Annotated in this window: 19 protein-coding genes; 15 read left to right on the top strand and 4 right to left on the bottom strand. The window is 38.0% G+C overall.

Annotation, left to right across the window (positions count from 1 at the left end; genetic code table 11):
• Window positions 1-55: 55 nt before the first annotated feature.
• The 8 genes from dinG to nth all read left to right on the top strand — a co-directional run bounded on the left by dinG (window position 56) and on the right by nth (window position 8,757).
• Window positions 56-2,956, top strand: a complete 2,901-nt coding sequence (dinG, locus tag ACYX4O_RS10920) for an ATP-dependent DNA helicase DinG (RefSeq protein WP_476357089.1) — start codon at window positions 56-58, stop codon at window positions 2,954-2,956.
• 58 nt (window positions 2,957-3,014) lie between these two features.
• Window positions 3,015-3,800: a ComEC/Rec2 family competence protein gene (locus ACYX4O_RS10915; protein WP_476350819.1), complete on the top strand. Its 786-nt coding sequence runs from the start codon at window positions 3,015-3,017 to the stop codon at window positions 3,798-3,800.
• 259 nt (window positions 3,801-4,059) lie between these two features.
• On the top strand, window positions 4,060-4,233 hold the full coding sequence (locus ACYX4O_RS10910; protein WP_084599266.1) for a YpmA family protein: 174 nt from the start codon (window positions 4,060-4,062) through the stop codon (window positions 4,231-4,233).
• Window positions 4,193-4,720 carry a cell wall elongation regulator TseB-like domain-containing protein gene (locus ACYX4O_RS10905; RefSeq protein ID WP_476350816.1) on the top strand — a complete coding sequence of 176 codons (528 nt, stop codon included), beginning with the start codon at window positions 4,193-4,195 and terminating at the stop codon, window positions 4,718-4,720. Before ACYX4O_RS10910 ends, ACYX4O_RS10905 begins: the two co-directional genes overlap by 41 nt.
• Window positions 4,721-4,744: 24 nt before the next feature.
• On the top strand, window positions 4,745-5,929 hold the full coding sequence (locus ACYX4O_RS10900; RefSeq protein ID WP_476350814.1) for a pyridoxal phosphate-dependent aminotransferase: 1,185 nt from the start codon (window positions 4,745-4,747) through the stop codon (window positions 5,927-5,929).
• 20 nt (window positions 5,930-5,949) lie between these two features.
• Entirely contained in the window at window positions 5,950-7,242 is a 1,293-nt protein-coding gene (gene asnS / locus ACYX4O_RS10895; RefSeq protein WP_476350812.1) for an asparagine--tRNA ligase, read from the top strand.
• Window positions 7,243-7,393: 151 nt separating this feature from the next.
• Window positions 7,394-8,086 carry a DnaD domain protein gene (locus ACYX4O_RS10890; RefSeq protein WP_476350810.1) on the top strand — a complete coding sequence of 231 codons (693 nt, stop codon included), beginning with the start codon at window positions 7,394-7,396 and terminating at the stop codon, window positions 8,084-8,086.
• Between the two features lie 17 nt (window positions 8,087-8,103).
• The gene (nth, locus tag ACYX4O_RS10885; protein WP_476350808.1) at window positions 8,104-8,757 is read left to right on the top strand and encodes an endonuclease III; all 654 of its coding nucleotides are present in this window, start codon (window positions 8,104-8,106) and stop codon (window positions 8,755-8,757) included.
• Between the two features lie 31 nt (window positions 8,758-8,788).
• On the opposite strand, the gene ACYX4O_RS10880 is transcribed toward nth, so the two are convergent.
• Both ACYX4O_RS10880 and recU read right to left on the bottom strand, forming a co-directional pair.
• Window positions 8,789-11,428, bottom strand: a complete 2,640-nt coding sequence (locus ACYX4O_RS10880; RefSeq protein ID WP_476350806.1) for a PBP1A family penicillin-binding protein — start codon at window positions 11,426-11,428, stop codon at window positions 8,789-8,791.
• 18 nt (window positions 11,429-11,446) lie between these two features.
• A complete protein-coding gene (gene recU / locus ACYX4O_RS10875) occupies window positions 11,447-12,040 on the bottom strand; it encodes a Holliday junction resolvase RecU (RefSeq protein WP_476350804.1) in 594 nt (197 codons plus the stop codon).
• Window positions 12,041-12,167: 127 nt separating this feature from the next.
• Between recU and ACYX4O_RS10870 the strand changes: the two genes are divergently transcribed.
• Window positions 12,168-13,109 (top strand): DUF2515 family protein, encoded by a 942-nt coding sequence (locus tag ACYX4O_RS10870; protein WP_476357087.1) that lies wholly within the window; start codon window positions 12,168-12,170, stop codon window positions 13,107-13,109.
• Between the two features lie 47 nt (window positions 13,110-13,156).
• Here ACYX4O_RS10870 and ACYX4O_RS10865 read toward each other — a convergent pair whose 3' ends face one another.
• Window positions 13,157-13,285 (bottom strand): hypothetical protein, encoded by a 129-nt coding sequence (locus ACYX4O_RS10865; protein WP_476350802.1) that lies wholly within the window; start codon window positions 13,283-13,285, stop codon window positions 13,157-13,159.
• 172 nt (window positions 13,286-13,457) lie between these two features.
• Here ACYX4O_RS10865 and ACYX4O_RS10860 point away from each other — a divergent pair, with 172 nt between their 5' ends.
• Window positions 13,458-13,769 carry a hypothetical protein gene (locus tag ACYX4O_RS10860; protein WP_476350801.1) on the top strand — a complete coding sequence of 104 codons (312 nt, stop codon included), beginning with the start codon at window positions 13,458-13,460 and terminating at the stop codon, window positions 13,767-13,769.
• 45 nt (window positions 13,770-13,814) lie between these two features.
• Window positions 13,815-14,192, top strand: a complete 378-nt coding sequence (locus ACYX4O_RS10855) for a DUF1798 family protein (protein WP_476350799.1) — start codon at window positions 13,815-13,817, stop codon at window positions 14,190-14,192.
• 24 nt (window positions 14,193-14,216) lie between these two features.
• Here ACYX4O_RS10855 and ACYX4O_RS10850 read toward each other — a convergent pair whose 3' ends face one another.
• The gene (locus ACYX4O_RS10850) at window positions 14,217-14,357 is read right to left on the bottom strand and encodes a hypothetical protein (RefSeq protein WP_188650224.1); all 141 of its coding nucleotides are present in this window, start codon (window positions 14,355-14,357) and stop codon (window positions 14,217-14,219) included.
• 154 nt (window positions 14,358-14,511) lie between these two features.
• Here ACYX4O_RS10850 and sigY point away from each other — a divergent pair, with 154 nt between their 5' ends.
• The 4 genes from sigY (at window position 14,512) to ACYX4O_RS10830 (ending at window position 16,022) form a co-directional block, all read left to right on the top strand.
• Window positions 14,512-15,024, top strand: coding sequence for an RNA polymerase sigma factor SigY (sigY, locus tag ACYX4O_RS10845; RefSeq protein ID WP_476350796.1), 513 nt, complete (start codon window positions 14,512-14,514; stop codon window positions 15,022-15,024).
• Window positions 15,017-15,340 (top strand): DUF5345 family protein, encoded by a 324-nt coding sequence (locus ACYX4O_RS10840; protein WP_476350794.1) that lies wholly within the window; start codon window positions 15,017-15,019, stop codon window positions 15,338-15,340. The genes sigY and ACYX4O_RS10840 overlap by 8 nt, the downstream gene beginning before the upstream one ends.
• A gap of 192 nt (window positions 15,341-15,532) precedes the next feature.
• The gene (locus ACYX4O_RS10835) at window positions 15,533-15,721 is read left to right on the top strand and encodes a hypothetical protein (RefSeq protein ID WP_476350792.1); all 189 of its coding nucleotides are present in this window, start codon (window positions 15,533-15,535) and stop codon (window positions 15,719-15,721) included.
• The gene (locus ACYX4O_RS10830) at window positions 15,702-16,022 is read left to right on the top strand and encodes a YbjQ family protein (protein WP_476350790.1); all 321 of its coding nucleotides are present in this window, start codon (window positions 15,702-15,704) and stop codon (window positions 16,020-16,022) included. Before ACYX4O_RS10835 ends, ACYX4O_RS10830 begins: the two co-directional genes overlap by 20 nt.
• Window positions 16,023-16,098 lie beyond the last annotated feature (76 nt).

The raw sequence follows: 16,098 nt of genomic DNA, 5'->3' as shown, positions 1-16,098 counted from the left end.
CCTTTCAAGAGGATCGCTCCCCTATACAAGTAGCCCATTCATAAGTTTTTTGATTATGTGGGTAAAGTATTGGGGGCATCTTCATTTGAGTGGTACAGCCTCTTTATTTTTTGGATATAGATACTATTTAGCATGCAGCAAAGAAGGTGAACAAATGGCGAAGTTTGTAGTTGTTGATCTGGAAACAACAGGTCATAGTCCGAAAAAAGGTGACAAGATTATAGAGATTGGTATGGTCACGATTGTAGATGGAGTCATAACTGATCAATATAAGTCGTTCGTCCACCCCGAACAACCCATTCCGTCCTTTATTAGTCAATTAACAGGAATTCAAGATGCAGATGTTCAAGGTGCCCCGTTATTTGATGAAATTGTAGAAGATGTCGTATCTCGTTTAGATGGCGCTTATTTTGTGGCCCATCACGTAGAATTTGATCTTGGTTTCCTAGATTATGCTATTAGAGAAGTTACAGGTCATAAACTATCTATGCCTGTTATAGATACTGTAGAATTAGCGCGTATTCTTATGCCACAAGCTCCTGGATACAAATTAGGGCAGCTAGCGGAGTTTTTTAACGTTTCCCATAAAGATCCACATCGTGCGCTTGCGGATGCCTATGTGACGGGAGAAATCCTCTTGAAGTTATTACATAAAGCTAAAGGACTTCCTTATGAAACGTTATCACACTTACTTCAGCTTGAAGCAAAATTGAAAAGTGATGTAAGCGAGCTATTGCAAGGAATTGTCAATGAAAAAGCCTTTAGTTTAGATCATACAGAAATGGACCTATTCAGAGGCATTGCCGTTCGTAAACAAGAGGAATATGAAGAGGTTTCCCATACATCTCAAGAAAGTTTTGCTCCTTTCTTAGAGAACACCTTTCAACAAGACGGCTACCTTCACAAGCATATGGATAAGTATGAGGACCGAAAAGGGCAAAGGGAAATGGCTACAACAATCTATGACGCTTTTCAGTCACAAACACATGCGATGATTGAAGCCGAAACTGGAACAGGGAAATCACTTGGTTATCTTATCCCTGCCCTATATGAAGCAATGGAAACAGGGGAAAGAGTGGTGGTGAGTACACATACTACTCAATTGCAATCCCAACTTATAGAAAAAGAACTACCTTTTTTACAAAAAGCCTTACCCTTTTCTTTTTCATCTGCATTATTGAAAGGGAAGCAACATTATTTAAGTTTGAAAAAGTTCGAACATGAACTCTTTTCACCTACGTCTGATAATTATGATGTCGCTTTAACGAAAGCGATGATTTTAGTGTGGTTAACTGAAACGACTACCGGAGATCGAGATGAGATTCAGTTGCCTTCAAGTGGTCAAATCTTTTGGAGAAAAGTATCTGCTGAAGCTGAAGGGTATGCAGATCCTAAGTCGCTTTGGTATCGTATGTCCTTTTATCAACAGGCTAAGAAACGCGCGCAGAAGGCGGACATTATCATTACGAATCATTCCTTACTATGCACAGATATTATTCGCCAGAATGGTCTTATAGCTTCCTATAAGAAAATTATTGTTGATGAAGCTCATCACTTAGAATCTTCAGCTGCTAAACACTTTGGATTAAGACTTGATTACGTAACTATCCAATATTTAGTTAATGAGATGGGTGGAAATCAAAACGGTGATTGGATGTATAACGTTTTATCAGCGTACCCTGAGCTATCCATGCGTTTAGATATACGTAAGTGGGATCAGTATATGCAGCGTATAAGGGAAGAAGCGGATGAATTGTTTCGATTTATCTTTTCTTACGTTGTAAAAAAACATAATGCTGAAATCACTTTAAATGATGTAGGCCGTTTTCAGTATCGCTATCAAAAGGGTCAAGAGGATGTTACAACTTGGAATACGATTGAAGAAATGACTCATCGTGTATCGTTCTATATACGCGACGCCATTCAGTTTCTACATCAATGTAAGCAGTATATTACCATGGCGGAAACAAGCAATGAAGCTACAAGGTGGACAGAGGATATTACGATGTACATGGAGCGCTTAGAAACCATTATAAATGGCCTTCAAGAGCTGCTGATTGAAGATCAAAAACATCTTGTAAAATGGATTGAACTAGAGGCTTATGGGGCAAAGAATGCAGTTTTCCTTTACAGCGAGCCCATTGAAGTGGCTTCTATGCTTTCTGAGCACTTTTTTGATAAAAAAGAAAGTGTCATACTCACAAGTGCTACTCTAACCATGAAGGATTCTTTTTCGTTTATGTTAAAGCGTTTAGGATTACCAAATGAAGACACGATTCAATATAAAATCCCTTCACCATTTCAGTATGATGAACAAGTTCAGTTGCTCATTCCTAATGATTTTCCAAGTGTGAAATATGGAGAACAAGAAGCATTTGTTCATGCGACATGTGAAGCGATATATTCTTTAGCAAATGTAACAGAAGGGCGTATGCTTGTGTTATTCACATCCTACGATATGTTAAAGAAAACGTATTATGTCATGAAAGATTTTATGGATCAAGAAGAATTTATGCTGATTGCTCAAGGGATATCAAGTGGAAGCCGCACACGTCTTAAGAAGAACTTCCAAGCATTTGATAAAGCTATACTTTTTGGTACGAGTTCTTTTTGGGAAGGTGTAGATATTCCAGGAGAAGACCTTACTTCTCTTGTTATTGTTCGTCTTCCATTTCAGCCTCCAGATCATCCAGTTTATGAGGCAAAGTCTCAAAGCCTAAAAGAGTCAGGGAAAAATGCTTTCATGGAACTTTCATTGCCAAACGCAGTCCTTAGATTCAAACAAGGGTTTGGCCGATTAATACGTTCTAGTTCTGATCGAGGTATTGTATTTGTTTGTGACGACAGGATTATGAGAGCTAAATACGGAAAGTATTTCTTGGATTCAATCCCTGATATGCCTGTACATTTTGACAGCACCACTAAATTAATCAAGCAAGCGAAAGAGTGGCTATAATAGAGTGATTAGAAAACGCACATCCTAATGGCATAGTTTAAGTAAGGGTGTGAATGGTATGAGAATATTGCTTATCATGTTTCTCATCGTTACCTCTTTTCCTAGTGACCAAATAGAGGCAAAGAGAATGTTATTAGATAAAAATGAAGCGATATTTGTTTTTTTCTCACTTCCAGATGGAGAAGCCATGCTCATTCAAACTGGGAGAGGCAAAGATTTTCTTGTGAACACAGCTTCTAAAGAAAGTGAAGATGATCTGTTAGCACAGCTTACAAATATAGGGGTAGATCAATTAGATTCGATCATCCTTACTAATCAAGAGAAATCAACCTGTGGAAATACTTCAAGAATTGTCGAAAGGTACCACGTCGAGTCTGTTATTCATGGAGCTAACTTAGAAGAAATTTGTTCTAAATCAAACAATCATGCTAAGGAAGTTATTTGGAAAGAAGGAGAACTTCATGAGTTAAACCCTAGTTTGTCTGTTCGAGTTCTGCCTTCAATGGGAGAAAGTGATATGAGTTTATTCTTTATGTATGGGAAGACGTCGCTTATGTATTTAGCTAGCGGAGAGTTAGAATTAGAGCAAAAAATAGCAGACAGTTATCCATTAAAAGCTGAAATCATTAAAATTGCCGATTATGCACGTACACAGTCGCCTACGCTTCATTTTTTAGAGGAAGTTGATCCTCATGTAGCAATGGTATTTCCATTACAAGGATCTCGTCCTAATGAAGGACTTTTGGAACGTTTGCATGAATCGTGGATTGAAGTATACCAGCTCAAGAAGACAGGAACGACTACAATTCTTTGTAATTTAGAGGATTATGAAGTATTATCTTAAAAAAACGCTCACTTCTTGTGGGCTTTTTTCCCTTTTCTATAAAAAAAACTGCACGATATAACTTCGTGCAGCAAGAATGGGTTAGGAAGAAATTTTTGAAAAAAGTGTAGCTTATCATCAAATTGTCAATGGATCATTGTTATAATAAAAAGGTGCTTTCCATTGGTGTACTTTTATGATGTGCACTGCATGAGGGTTTTATGTGATCCAGATTTTGATAAGCACATGCAAATATCGACAAGACAGACGGAGGGTTATTATGGAAGGACAAAAGGTTGAAGTGATGTCTACAACTCGGGTTGAGAAATCCAATGACCTATACAAGATCGTGGATTCTTTAAATCGTACACTGAAAGATCAAAATTTAATGTTTGGATTAGCATTGGATGAGAATGATGAGAATACGGCCGTATTTACCATCTATAGAACATAAGTCGGGTAAAATTTTTATAATCGTTATTATTGCTGTTGTTTTGATGTTTGGGTATATGGGATATCTATATTATTCTGTTCAGAATGATAAAACAGACACTTACACATCATCTACACAAGTAGCTCAAAAAGAAACACCCTTAACGTCCGCAATTTCAGTTTCTCGCTACCATGGAATGCATCAATATGATATAGTAGCAGGCGTGGACGACAATGGAGTAAAAGGATTTGCCTTTATTCCTGTCACAGATGAAAAAGAAGAATCTGTAACATATGTTGCGAATACGGATATGGTTGTTGAAGAAGAAATGATTAGTATTTGGGAAGACCAATGTGCTGATTGCACTTTCATCGAGATTACTCCTGCACTACACCAGGGTGTGCCATTATGGGAGATCACATATCAAGATGATAACAACCGTTATGTATTTGACTATTATAAAATGGAGAACGGAAAGCGATTTGAAGTTTTTCGTTTACAACAATAGACGTATAAGAGGAGGGCATATGGAATGGAATTAGCAAAACGCGTTCAAACGTTAACACCTTCAAGTACACTAGCTATTACAGCGAAGGCAAACGAACTCAAGTCTCAAGGCCACGATGTCATTGGTCTAGGAGCTGGGGAGCCTGATTTTAATACCCCGGAGCACATTTTAGATGCTGCTAAGAATGCGATGGATAAAGGGCATACGAAATATACTCCATCAGGAGGCATTAAAGAACTCAAGCAGGCCATTGTAGAAAAGTTTAAAAATGATCAGGGCCTTACATATGATCCCGACCAAGTCATCGTTACGACTGGAGCTAAGCATGCTCTATATACATTATTTCAAGTATTACTTAACGAGGGCGACGAAGTCATTGTTCCTGCTCCATATTGGGTGAGTTATCCTGAACAAATTAAACTAGCTGGAGGTAATCCAGTTGTCGTTTCAGCTCAGGAAGATAACCATTTCAAATTGACCCCCGAACAACTAGAACAGTCAATTACAGATCGTACGAAAGCTGTCATTATTAATTCACCGTCTAATCCTACAGGTATGGTTTATTCTAAAGAAGAGCTATTAGCACTAGGAGAGGTGTGTAACCGTAAAGGTATCATGATCGTTTCAGATGAAATTTATGAAACACTTATATACGGTGGCGTTTCACATACTTCCATTGCTCAATTATCTGAGGAGTTAAAAGAACGTACCGTTATTATTAATGGTGTTTCTAAATCGCATGCTATGACCGGATGGAGAATTGGATATGCTGCTGGGAGTAAGAAAGTAATCAAAGCTATGACAAATCTTGCTTCTCATTCTACGTCAAATCCAACAACAGTAGCTCAATATGCTGCTTTAGCGGCTTACACATCTTCCCAAGAAGAAGTAATGACAATGAAGGAAGCATTCAGTCAACGACTAGAGAAACTATATGAATGGGTGACAGCGATTCCTGGTATTACGTGCGTAAAGCCTCAAGGTGCATTTTATTTATTTCCAAATGTTACAGAAGCGGTAAAGCTTACAGGCTTTCATTCTGTTGATGACTGGGTAAAAGGAATTTTAGAAGAAGAGAAAGTAGCACTCGTGCCGGGCTCAGGTTTTGGTGCTGATCAAAACGTTCGGTTATCCTATGCTACATCTCTTGACCAATTAGAAGAAGCAGCAAAACGAATTCATCGTTTTGTAGAGAAGCATCAATCTTAAGTTTTTTGGAGGGAAAGAAAGTGAAAACAACTATTTCTCAAGCACATAAGCATGTTAATGAGGAAGTAACAATTGGAGCGTGGTTAGCTAACAAGCGCTCAAGTGGTAAGATTGCTTTCTTACAATTACGTGATGGAACTGGATTTATCCAAGGCGTTGTTGTGAAAGCTGATGTAGAGGAAGAAGCATTTAACCTTGCAAAAAGTGTAACACAAGAGTCCTCGTTATATGTTACTGGTAAAATCGTGGAAGATACAAGGTCTCCTTTTGGATACGAGATGCAGGTTAGTTCTCTTGAAATCATTCATGAGTCTGTAGATTATCCAATTACGCCAAAAAATCATGGTCCTGAATTTCTTCTTGATCATCGTCATTTATGGTTACGTTCTAAGAAACAGCACGCCATTATGAAAGTCCGTAATGAAATCATCCGATCTACTTACGAATTCTTTAACAATAATGGTTATACTAAAATTGATCCACCAATCTTAACGGGATCATCTGCAGAAGGGACAACTGAGTTGTTCCATACAAAATACTTTGAAGAAGATGCTTACCTTTCTCAGAGTGGTCAATTATACATGGAAGCTGCTGCTATGGCATTTGGCAAAGTATTTTCCTTTGGACCTACATTCCGTGCTGAGAAATCTAAAACTCGTCGTCACTTAATTGAGTTCTGGATGATTGAACCTGAGATGGCATTTATGGATCATAATGATAGCCTTGAAGTACAAGAGCAATATGTCTCCCATGTTGTACAATCTGTACTTGAAAATTGTAAATTAGAACTACATGCATTAGAAAGGGATACTGAGAAGCTTGAAAAAATCCAAGCGCCATTCCCTCGCATCACTTATGATGATGCAATTCAATTACTAAAAGAAAAAGGCTTTGACGATATTGAATGGGGAGAAGACTTTGGAGCTCCGCATGAAACTGCTATTGCTGAAAGCTATGATAAGCCTGTATTCATTACGCATTACCCATTAGACATTAAAGCCTTTTACATGAAGCCTGACCCAGAGCGTCCTGATGTGGCACTGTGTGCTGATTTAATCGCGCCTGAGGGCTATGGTGAAATCATTGGTGGAAGTCAGCGTATAGATGATTTAGAGCTTATGGAACAACGTTACGAGGAGCATGGACTTACTGGAGATGCCTATCAGTGGTATTTAGAATTACGTAAATACGGTAGTGTTCCTCACTCTGGTTTTGGACTTGGACTTGAGCGAACAGTTGCTTGGATCGCAGGTATTGAGCACGTTCGGGAAACGATTCCGTTCCCTCGTTTATTAAACCGTCTATACCCATAAGACAATAAGCGATGATACACTCATCGTAGTGAAAGCTCCCAAACTTTGGGAGCTTTTTCATTCATTGGCTGTCGGCTTTACTCGTTAATCATGTTACAATCAGTGAATGGATAACTTCGGTGTAAACAAAGGTAGAGGTGAGTAGGACGATATGAACGGAATTGCAACATTAATGAAAGAACAATTAGCACTACCAAAGAGATTATTAACGAATTACAGACAATTAGGGTTAACAGAAAGCGATGTAATGGTCCTTTTACACATCCACCGCTTTCAAACGGAAGGCAATGACTTTCCTACCCCTTCTGAACTGTCTGAATATCTTTCTATAAACGAATATGAATGCTCGCAGGTCCTTAGAAAATTAATTCAAAAGGGCTACCTATCTATTGAGCAAAACACAGATGAGCAAGTGCTGAATGAGGTTTATTCTTTAAATGGCTTATGGGAAGCACTTGTTAAAGAACAAAAAGATTTGTACCAAACGAAGCAAGATGATCCTGAGCAACCCAATATGTTTGTTTTGTTTGAGCAGGAATTTGGGAGGGCTTTGTCTCCATTTGAAATTGAAACAATAAATATATGGATTGATGAAGATCAACAAGAGCCCGCACTCATAAAAGCGGCTTTGAGAGAAGCTGTACTAATGGGAAAATTAAATTTCAAATATATTGATCGTATTCTACGCGAATGGAAGAAAAAAGGGATTCGTTCTGTCCAAGACGCCAGAGAAGCCAGTAAATCATTTAGAAGCCAACAAGGTAAGCCAAATCAATCATCAGAGGAACAAAGTACAAAACGAGATGTCTCCATTTATTATAATTGGCTTGATGATGACGCATAGAAGAAAGGGGAGAGGAGATGCTGAATCGTTCCCAAATAAAAATTGTTTTAGATTCATTAGAAAACATGTTTCCACATGCAGATTGTGAACTAGAACATGAGAATCCTTTTGAACTTCTTGTTGCTGTAGTTCTCTCAGCTCAATGCACAGATGCTTTGGTCAACAAAGTGACAAAGGATTTATTTAAGAAGTACAAAACTCCAGAGGATTATGTGAATGTTCCTCTTGAAGAACTTCAACAAGATATACGTTCAATTGGCTTATATCGAAACAAGTCTAAAAATATCAGGAAGTTAAGCCAGATGCTTATTGATGAATATGACGGGCAAGTACCATCATCAAAAGAAGAACTAGAAAAACTAGCGGGTGTTGGTCGTAAAACAGCAAATGTAGTAAGTGCTGTAGCTTTTGGAGAACCAGCGATTGCTGTAGATACACATGTTGAGCGCGTGTCTAAAAGGTTAGGGATCTGCAGATGGAAGGATTCAGTCCTTGAGGTAGAGAAAACACTTATGCGTAAGATCCCAAGAGAACAGTGGAGTGCTACTCATCACAGAATGATTTTCTTTGGCAGGTATCATTGCAAAGCTCAAAATCCCCAATGTGAAGTATGTCCCTTATTAGAACTATGTAGAGAAGGGCAGAAGAGAATGAAGAAAGCAAGCAAATAAAAAGATCGATCCAAAAAGGATCGATCTTTTTTTAATCGTTATTTTCTTCTGAATCGTCTTCTTTATTTTCTTCTTCATTAGTTTCCTCATTCGAATTACCTGAGGACTGTTCTCCGGAGTCTTGTTGGTCATCCGTATTGTTTTGTTGCTCTTGGTCTTGATCTGATTCGTTGTTTTGGTTGTTGTTATTATTTCCTTCACCATTATCTTCTTGGTTGTTTCCGTCCCCGTTATTGTTGCCATTGTTATTTTCATCATTTTCGTTTTGATTCTGTTCTTGTTCCTCATTTTCTTCTTCACCATCTAAACCATCTAGCAGATCATCTACATTTTCTTCTTCTTTTTCAGGTATTTCAATCTGGACGGTTTTAGGTGAACTTGTATTTCCATCATTTCGTTCACTAACAGCAATAACTTCGAAGGAATAAGTCGCACCAGGATTTACATTAGGAATCTGGATCTTCGTTTCTTTTATGCCTTCAGTAATGGTTTGAGGCGATTGTCCTTCTGATGCCCCTTTTACGGTAAAGGTTACAGGACGCTCTTCATCTTGTTTATACTTCCATGAAAGTGAAATGCTCTTATTTCCCTGATCATAGTTCGCCTGTAAGCCTTCAACAGGGTTTAACTGATCATAGGTTTGTGACGTATTTGTAGGTTCTGTTCCTTTTACAAATAACTCATATCGGATTAGGTTGCTAGGTGTATACTCACTTGGGAGTTTAGCTGGACTTGTGCCAGCTTCTACTTTTGATTCTACAACAGAAGAAGGCTTGTTAAAGTCAGCTGTTTCGACCCCTTGTGAGATATGGCTCATGAGTGTTTGGAAGTATAGCTGTGGTATATACTTTGAATAATTATCATCAGGTATTGATCGCTTATCATTACCGTAACCAGTCCAAACAGATATTGTATAATTTGTGGTGTAACCAGTAAACCATGAATCTTTATCTTCGTTTGTTGTACCTGTTTTTCCTGCTAAAGGAAGTCCGGAAACATTTGCTCTAGTACCTGTACCTATTGAAGAATTCACTACATCCTTTAACATGTCTGTAACCATGTAGGCAGTAGAATCATTCATTGCCACATTGGATTTTTGTTCAAATTCCAGTGGTTCTGATCCGTCTTGGAATTCAATTCGGGTAACGGAGAATGCCTCATTATGGACACCTTCATTACCAAATGCTGCATAGGCTTCAGCTAGCTCTAGCGTTGTGACATTTTCACCGCCACCAATGGCGTTTGATTCAACCTTAGTATTATCATTAAATTCAATGCCTAAGCCTTCTGCAAAGGACAGAGCCTTTTCTAAGCCTACTTCATTTAGGGTTTTAACTGCTGGAACATTCCGTGAACGGGCCAATGCTTCACGAGCAGACATTTGCCCCATGAATCTTCCATCCCAATTTCGAATTTTGTTTTTGTCACCTGTTAAATAATTATATGGTTCGTCATTAAGCTGGTGGTGAGTAGACCATTTTAAATGTTCAATTGCTGGACCATAATCCATAATTGGTTTAAAGGTAGATCCTGGCTGAGATTCTCCGTCAATCGCATAATTAAATGTAGCGTTAATACCTTCTGTATTTCGTCCTCCTGCAATCGCTCTAATTGCTCCTGTTTTTGTATCTAAAACGGTAGCTGCCGTTTGCAGTTCTTTGTCAGGGAAGGAGATCCCACCGTTTTCATCTAAAAGCTGTTCAGCTTTTTGTTGTGCATTTGGATCAAGTGTTGTATATACTTTAAGTCCGTCTTCGTACACATTCACATCATCAACTTTACCTTGTATCTCTTTTAGAACTTGTTCAATAAAGGCGTCGTATGGAATATTGCTTTCCGTTTTTTCAGATAGCATGGATTGTACTTTTACAGCTTTTGCTTCTTTTGCTTCTGCTTCAGAAATCTTTTCGTGCTGAACCATTAAGTCAAGAACGACATTTTTACGTTCTTGAGCGAGATCAGGGTTCTTGTATGGATCATAAGCAGATGGACGCTGTGGGAGTCCGGCTAGTAGGGCGGCTTCAGGTAATGTTAATTCATTTAAATCCTTATTGAAGTAGAGTTTTGCTGCACTGGCTACACCGTATGCGTTATTCCCATAATAAATTTTGTTTAAGTACATAGAAAAAATCTGTTCTTTAGAATATTTCTGCTCTAACTTAAGTGCGAGCCATTGTTCCTGAACTTTACGCTCAATTGATTTTTTCGGGCTTAAGAATGATCTTTTAACAACCTGTTGCGTGATGGTACTTGCTCCTTGAGCTCCAAATCCTTCTGTTATATTGGCATAAATGGCACCGCCAATGCGCTGAAGATCAATACCAAAGTGATCAAAGAAACGTACATCTTCTGTTGCGAGTACTGCGTTTTCTAACACTTGTGGGACGTCTTCATACGTTATTTTTGTTCTTTTCTGAGTCCCAAGTTCAGCAAAAAGATCTCCGTTTACGTCATACATCTTTGTTGAATACGGATCAGATAATTTCGCTTCATCTAAATCAGGGGCACCTTGGACATAGTAGACAAAAAGTCCACCGCCTAACAGAGCACCTACTAAACCTATAATCAATAACGTGGTCAAGATTCGTTTAAATACCGATTTCTTCCCAGATTGTTTGCTTTGCTTCTGCTGCTTCTTTCTAGCAGCTCGAGATTGGCTGTTTTCGGCCATTTCCCATCTTCCTCCGTTCTAAAAGTATAAGTCATCCAAAACATGTAAATAATCTACACGTATATGATACTTAAGTGAGATGATATACCCTTTTGTTACAATCTCTTGATAGGGAATTGATTTTCTCCCTCCATCATTTTGACGCTCCCAATAAGGAAAAAGTTTCTCTGCCTCGAGAAGATACGTTTCTCCTAAAGTGGAAAATCGAATAATTAAAAAACAGATTCCCCCATGTTCACACACTTGTTTCATATGGTCAATTTGGTGTTGGTGCACATTAGCAAGTGGGAAAGATGTTTTATTCTTAGTTTCCTTCGCTTCGAAATCAATATACCTACCCTTGTAAATTCCGTTGTAGTCTGTTGTGGAAGCTTGTTTAAAATAAGCTTCTTTAATTACAGCAGCACTACGTTTTGGAAAGTCTACGTTGACAATCTGTACGGGGGTTGGTTTCTTATGAATGACAGCTCGATTTAATTCTAAATAGCTTTTATTTGTTTGGTTAATATCTTCTTCTAACGTCATGCCGCGATTAGAGAAGTCCGGTTTCTGTGAAGGACGCTTCTTCCCGGCAGAGGGGGATCGTCCTTTTTTTCCGTTTGGATAATTCATAAATGTGCCCTCCCTGTGCATGATAGTATCATATCAGAAATGATGAAAAAATGAGAACAAAAATGTGAAAAATCGCTGAAACATTGCATTTCTGAATAAGAACAAGAGAGGTGATCGTTTGAATAAGGTGAAATACCCTTCTTTTATTCAAGACATCATTCATGCTACAGAAGAAGGGAATAAGGATAACATTTCAAGAACAAAATGCTATCAGCAATTTTATATGATAAATAAGGAGATACATTGGGCATTTCTTGCTAGTATGGTTTCAAGAAACGCAGGATGGAACATGACTGATCTTAATGTGCACCCAATAAAGGATTTACTGCCTCGCGATGTTAGACAGCAATTGTTTGTCACTTTTGAACGAGCGAATTGGCTCATATTCTCAGATGCTTACCCTCAATTACTTCTATATAAACGATCCATTGAAGAAGGAGAGCCGTTATTTCGACATTTATCAACTTTAAATGTATCGCAGTTTATGATTAACGAGTGGGAAATTTTTTGGGACACTAAAGACAAAAAACGTCTTGTGAAAGCACTCATTATTAATGAACAAAACGTCATTGAAAAACCTGTCATACAACATCCCTTTTTCAAGAAACGAGTTTTTCATAGAGTACCATACTTATCACAAGACTTATTTCATTTAAGTGCTGTTCTTTTTCCGACAACGTCTGGGAAACTATATGGTGCTTCAGTTCATGATTTTACGAATGTATCCAAACGAATCTCATTAGGAAAGAAGCTGTATCAATTACTATTTGATCCTCAATTTTATCCTTTATTTCACCAATATGCTATACAAACAGAACCCACCGGATCAAGAACAGAGTATGAACAGTATTTCCTTTTGCCTATGGCCAAAACCCCTATGCTTAGAGTGATGTATCCTATCTTTCATCACAAAGATAATATTCGACCAGACTGGTACCTTTCAGGGCGTTCCGTGAAGAAAAAGTGGTGGAAAGAGGAGTATTATAACACCGCTATGGATGTCAGTCATCGGTTTTATGCGAAGCGTTTTGGGATGTTAGCGTTTCAACAATTAAAAAGTCCACAGTAAAGAACGAGCACCTTTTTAGATGCTCGTTCTTTTTTTATGATTTCGCTTTAAGTAGCTGGACGATTTTCACCGTCTAGTTTCGGATTTCCATCGCCTTTAAAATTTTGGTTGCGTTGTTTTGGCTCGCTGTTTTCTAAAGGCTTTTTTGCTTGTGTATTACGACCTTTTTTACCCATGATATCCCTCCTCGACAATAGTTTGCGACAGATTAAAGAAATCATACGAAACAAGGGGGATTTTGGCGATATTCACTTTCTTTGTAGCTTTTCTTCTAGTTTTGTCGGGTGTGGAGGGTTATTGGACCTGAGGTAGAAATCTTATATAAACAATTCTCGAGGAGGGTGCCAAATGGCTGTAGCTGCTAAGAAGATTGAAATGCTTCAAAAAGGTGTATCTAAGTTTGAATTTGAGCAAAACTGGGTTGAGCTCATGGACAGAATTGAAATGGTGGACGAGAAAGTTTCAAGAAAAGCAGATGAAGTCGTTATGACAATGGTATTGGCTCATAGGCACGAAATTGAAGATTTGCAATCGGATTTATACCGGCTACAAAGTGAGGTCAAGAGGCTGCAAAAGGAACAAAAGAATGTAGTAGACCATAACGCGACCGCCAATCATTCCTCTAAGATAAAAAAACTTTGGCACCGAATTTTTAAGTGATTGTTGCTCCTATTCATGTTAAAGTGGACATGGGAGTGAGCAACTGTGAATTCACAATTATATGAGGATATTTTACAAATAAAAGAACATCTTGAAAGATTAAAAATGCAGTTTGTGCAATCAGAGAAACCTAGAGAGAAGAAGGACCGGGACTTATTTGAACGTGTAAAAGTAGAAACAGCTCCGCTTTTCACTTTAAATGAACGATGGGCTAGTCAGGCTGAACAGTACCTCAAGGACCATCCGGGACAGTCTGTGCACCCGTTACAATTAAAAAACACAAAAGAAAATATAGAACTTGTTATTCTTCATAGTTATTACATTGACGTCCCTAAAAAGCGTTTCATGGAATTATACAATTCAATTCATTATGTATTGGATCAACTTGTAGAAGGATTACAAAAGAAGAGCACCGATCAATAGGTGCTCTCTAGCAACGAGGTGAAGCTATTCTTTAATGGCTCCACCTTTTTTTGTATGCATTTCTGATGGTCTTTCTTCGCCCACTTCTGCAAAACGTTTCGCGGTTAGGGGCTTTTCATTTTCGTGATTTTGACGTTTGACTTTATATCCCTTACCTCGTCCCATTACCATTCGCCTCCTTTCGTATTTATTATTTCTTTCGAGATGGTGAACTATGCTTTACGAATTGAAATGGAAAATAAGAAAAAATTTAATTTCTTTTGAACGAATTGTTATTCTTATTCGTTACATCTATAAGGGTGATAAAAGGGGAGTGGTTATGGAAGAGGAAGTTTTAAAGAAAATAAAAAAAGGGGATCAACATGCCCTTTCTGAAGTGTTGAAAGAACATTATGAATTTCTTTTTAAATATACCGTCCAACTTACAGGAAATAAAGAAATGGCAAAGGACATTACGCAAGAAACGATGGTTAAAATCATACGTTCGATTCACAAATATGAAATGCGTGCCAAGTTTTCAACATGGATGATTCAAATTGCTACGAATATTTACCTAGATATGAAGCGGAAAGAAAAGCGAAGGAAACAATATCTGAAAGAAAATGAGCAATCAATTGACTATATGACAAATATGGGAACGGGCTGGTCTGAAACATTGGAAGTTCTTTCTTCTCTTGAGGATGCATATCGCATACCGATCCTTTTAAAACATTTGTATGGCTATGAATATAAGGAGATTGGTCAGATGATTGGTTTGAAGGTAGGCACTGTTAAGTCTAGAGTACATTATGGCTTAGAGCTCTTAAGAAAGGAGATGCAGGGTGATGAATAAACGTAATGAGAAACAGGCGTTTGAGGATAAAGTGACGAACGATCTAAAGGATTTTCATGAATCCATTGATGTGCAACAACCTGACTTTAATCATCTATTGCATCTTGTTCAAACAGAACAAAATCGAAGGCATCAACATATTTGGAAAGAGTTAATGTTTTTATGGGGTATGTCTGTGGTTATTTTGACACTACTCGCTATCTGTTATTTTTATATACCAGTGCTTTTCGGCTTGTCCCAATTAGGAGTCATTACAAGTCTTATTGTTTATTTCTACAAGGAAAAAGTGAAGGTGATGCGATATGACCCAAGTTGAACCTCACGAAGTGCCGATTTTAGTTTGGTGTCTCATAGCATTATTATTAGTTAGTCAAAGTACTTTTTTGTTCGTACAAGCTAAAAAAATGGGGAAAGCTCCCTGGTTTTGGGCTTTAATCGGTCTAGTACAGGTTCCTATGCCGACTGTTGCATTTTTTGTAATGAAGAAGCTTTTATGGGAGAAAAGGAAATGAGAGCTGGACTAATCTTTTTAAGCTTACTACTTCAAATGACAGGGCTTATTAGTTTGTTCATTGATGTTGAGACAGGAATCATCCTTTATGTCTTGTCTTATGTGCTTATTGGTATTGTCCTGTTTATGCTAGTGAAAGATCGTCAAAAAGAGGAGGAAGAACGTAATGATTATCGTGACTACTGATTTTGTAACAGGCTCAACCATTAAAGAAGTAAAGGGGTTTGTAAGAGGGAGTACAGTTCAATCTAAAAATATTGGCCGTGATCTACTTGCTGGACTTAAAAACATAGTTGGTGGAGAAATACGCGATTATACGAATATGATGGATGATGCTCGTCAATTAGCCATTGGGAGAATGACAGAACATGCTAAGGAAAAAGGTGCAAATGCTATTATTGCTGTTCGTTTAGAAACTTCGAGTGTAACGAGTGCGGCTTCCGAGATCATAGCATATGGAACTGCTGTTATCATTGAAAAATCATAGACAATAGATGTATTTAGCATAAAGGTAAAATGAAAAGCCGAGAGACAATCGTCTCTCGGCTTTCATTATTTTGCTG

Source organism: Pontibacillus sp. ABV4_188 (genome assembly GCF_056311905.1).
Note: the sequence above shows the minus strand (reverse complement) of the source record. Positions and strands in the feature narration are given on the sequence as shown.

What these genes read in the sequence shown, in the direction of transcription:
- dinG (WP_476357089.1), top strand. Translation starts at nt 56, where the DNA reads ATGTGGGTAAAGTATTGGGGGCATCTTCATTTGAGTGGTACAGCCTCT.
- ACYX4O_RS10915 (WP_476350819.1), top strand. Translation starts at nt 3,015, where the DNA reads ATGAGAATATTGCTTATCATGTTTCTCATCGTTACCTCTTTTCCTAGT.
- ACYX4O_RS10910 (WP_084599266.1), top strand. Translation starts at nt 4,060, where the DNA reads ATGGAAGGACAAAAGGTTGAAGTGATGTCTACAACTCGGGTTGAGAAA.
- ACYX4O_RS10905 (WP_476350816.1), top strand. Translation starts at nt 4,193, where the DNA reads ATGATGAGAATACGGCCGTATTTACCATCTATAGAACATAAGTCGGGT.
- ACYX4O_RS10900 (WP_476350814.1), top strand. Translation starts at nt 4,745, where the DNA reads ATGGAATTAGCAAAACGCGTTCAAACGTTAACACCTTCAAGTACACTA.
- ACYX4O_RS10890 (WP_476350810.1), top strand. Translation starts at nt 7,394, where the DNA reads ATGAACGGAATTGCAACATTAATGAAAGAACAATTAGCACTACCAAAG.
- nth (WP_476350808.1), top strand. Translation starts at nt 8,104, where the DNA reads ATGCTGAATCGTTCCCAAATAAAAATTGTTTTAGATTCATTAGAAAAC.
- ACYX4O_RS10880 (WP_476350806.1), bottom strand. Translation starts at nt 11,428, where the DNA reads ATGGCCGAAAACAGCCAATCTCGAGCTGCTAGAAAGAAGCAGCAGAAG.
- recU (WP_476350804.1), bottom strand. Translation starts at nt 12,040, where the DNA reads ATGAATTATCCAAACGGAAAAAAAGGACGATCCCCCTCTGCCGGGAAG.
- ACYX4O_RS10865 (WP_476350802.1), bottom strand. Translation starts at nt 13,285, where the DNA reads ATGGGTAAAAAAGGTCGTAATACACAAGCAAAAAAGCCTTTAGAAAAC.
- ACYX4O_RS10860 (WP_476350801.1), top strand. Translation starts at nt 13,458, where the DNA reads ATGGCTGTAGCTGCTAAGAAGATTGAAATGCTTCAAAAAGGTGTATCT.
- ACYX4O_RS10850 (WP_188650224.1), bottom strand. Translation starts at nt 14,357, where the DNA reads ATGGGACGAGGTAAGGGATATAAAGTCAAACGTCAAAATCACGAAAAT.
- sigY (WP_476350796.1), top strand. Translation starts at nt 14,512, where the DNA reads ATGGAAGAGGAAGTTTTAAAGAAAATAAAAAAAGGGGATCAACATGCC.
- ACYX4O_RS10840 (WP_476350794.1), top strand. Translation starts at nt 15,017, where the DNA reads ATGAATAAACGTAATGAGAAACAGGCGTTTGAGGATAAAGTGACGAAC.
- ACYX4O_RS10835 (WP_476350792.1), top strand. Translation starts at nt 15,533, where the DNA reads ATGAGAGCTGGACTAATCTTTTTAAGCTTACTACTTCAAATGACAGGG.
- ACYX4O_RS10830 (WP_476350790.1), top strand. Translation starts at nt 15,702, where the DNA reads ATGATTATCGTGACTACTGATTTTGTAACAGGCTCAACCATTAAAGAA.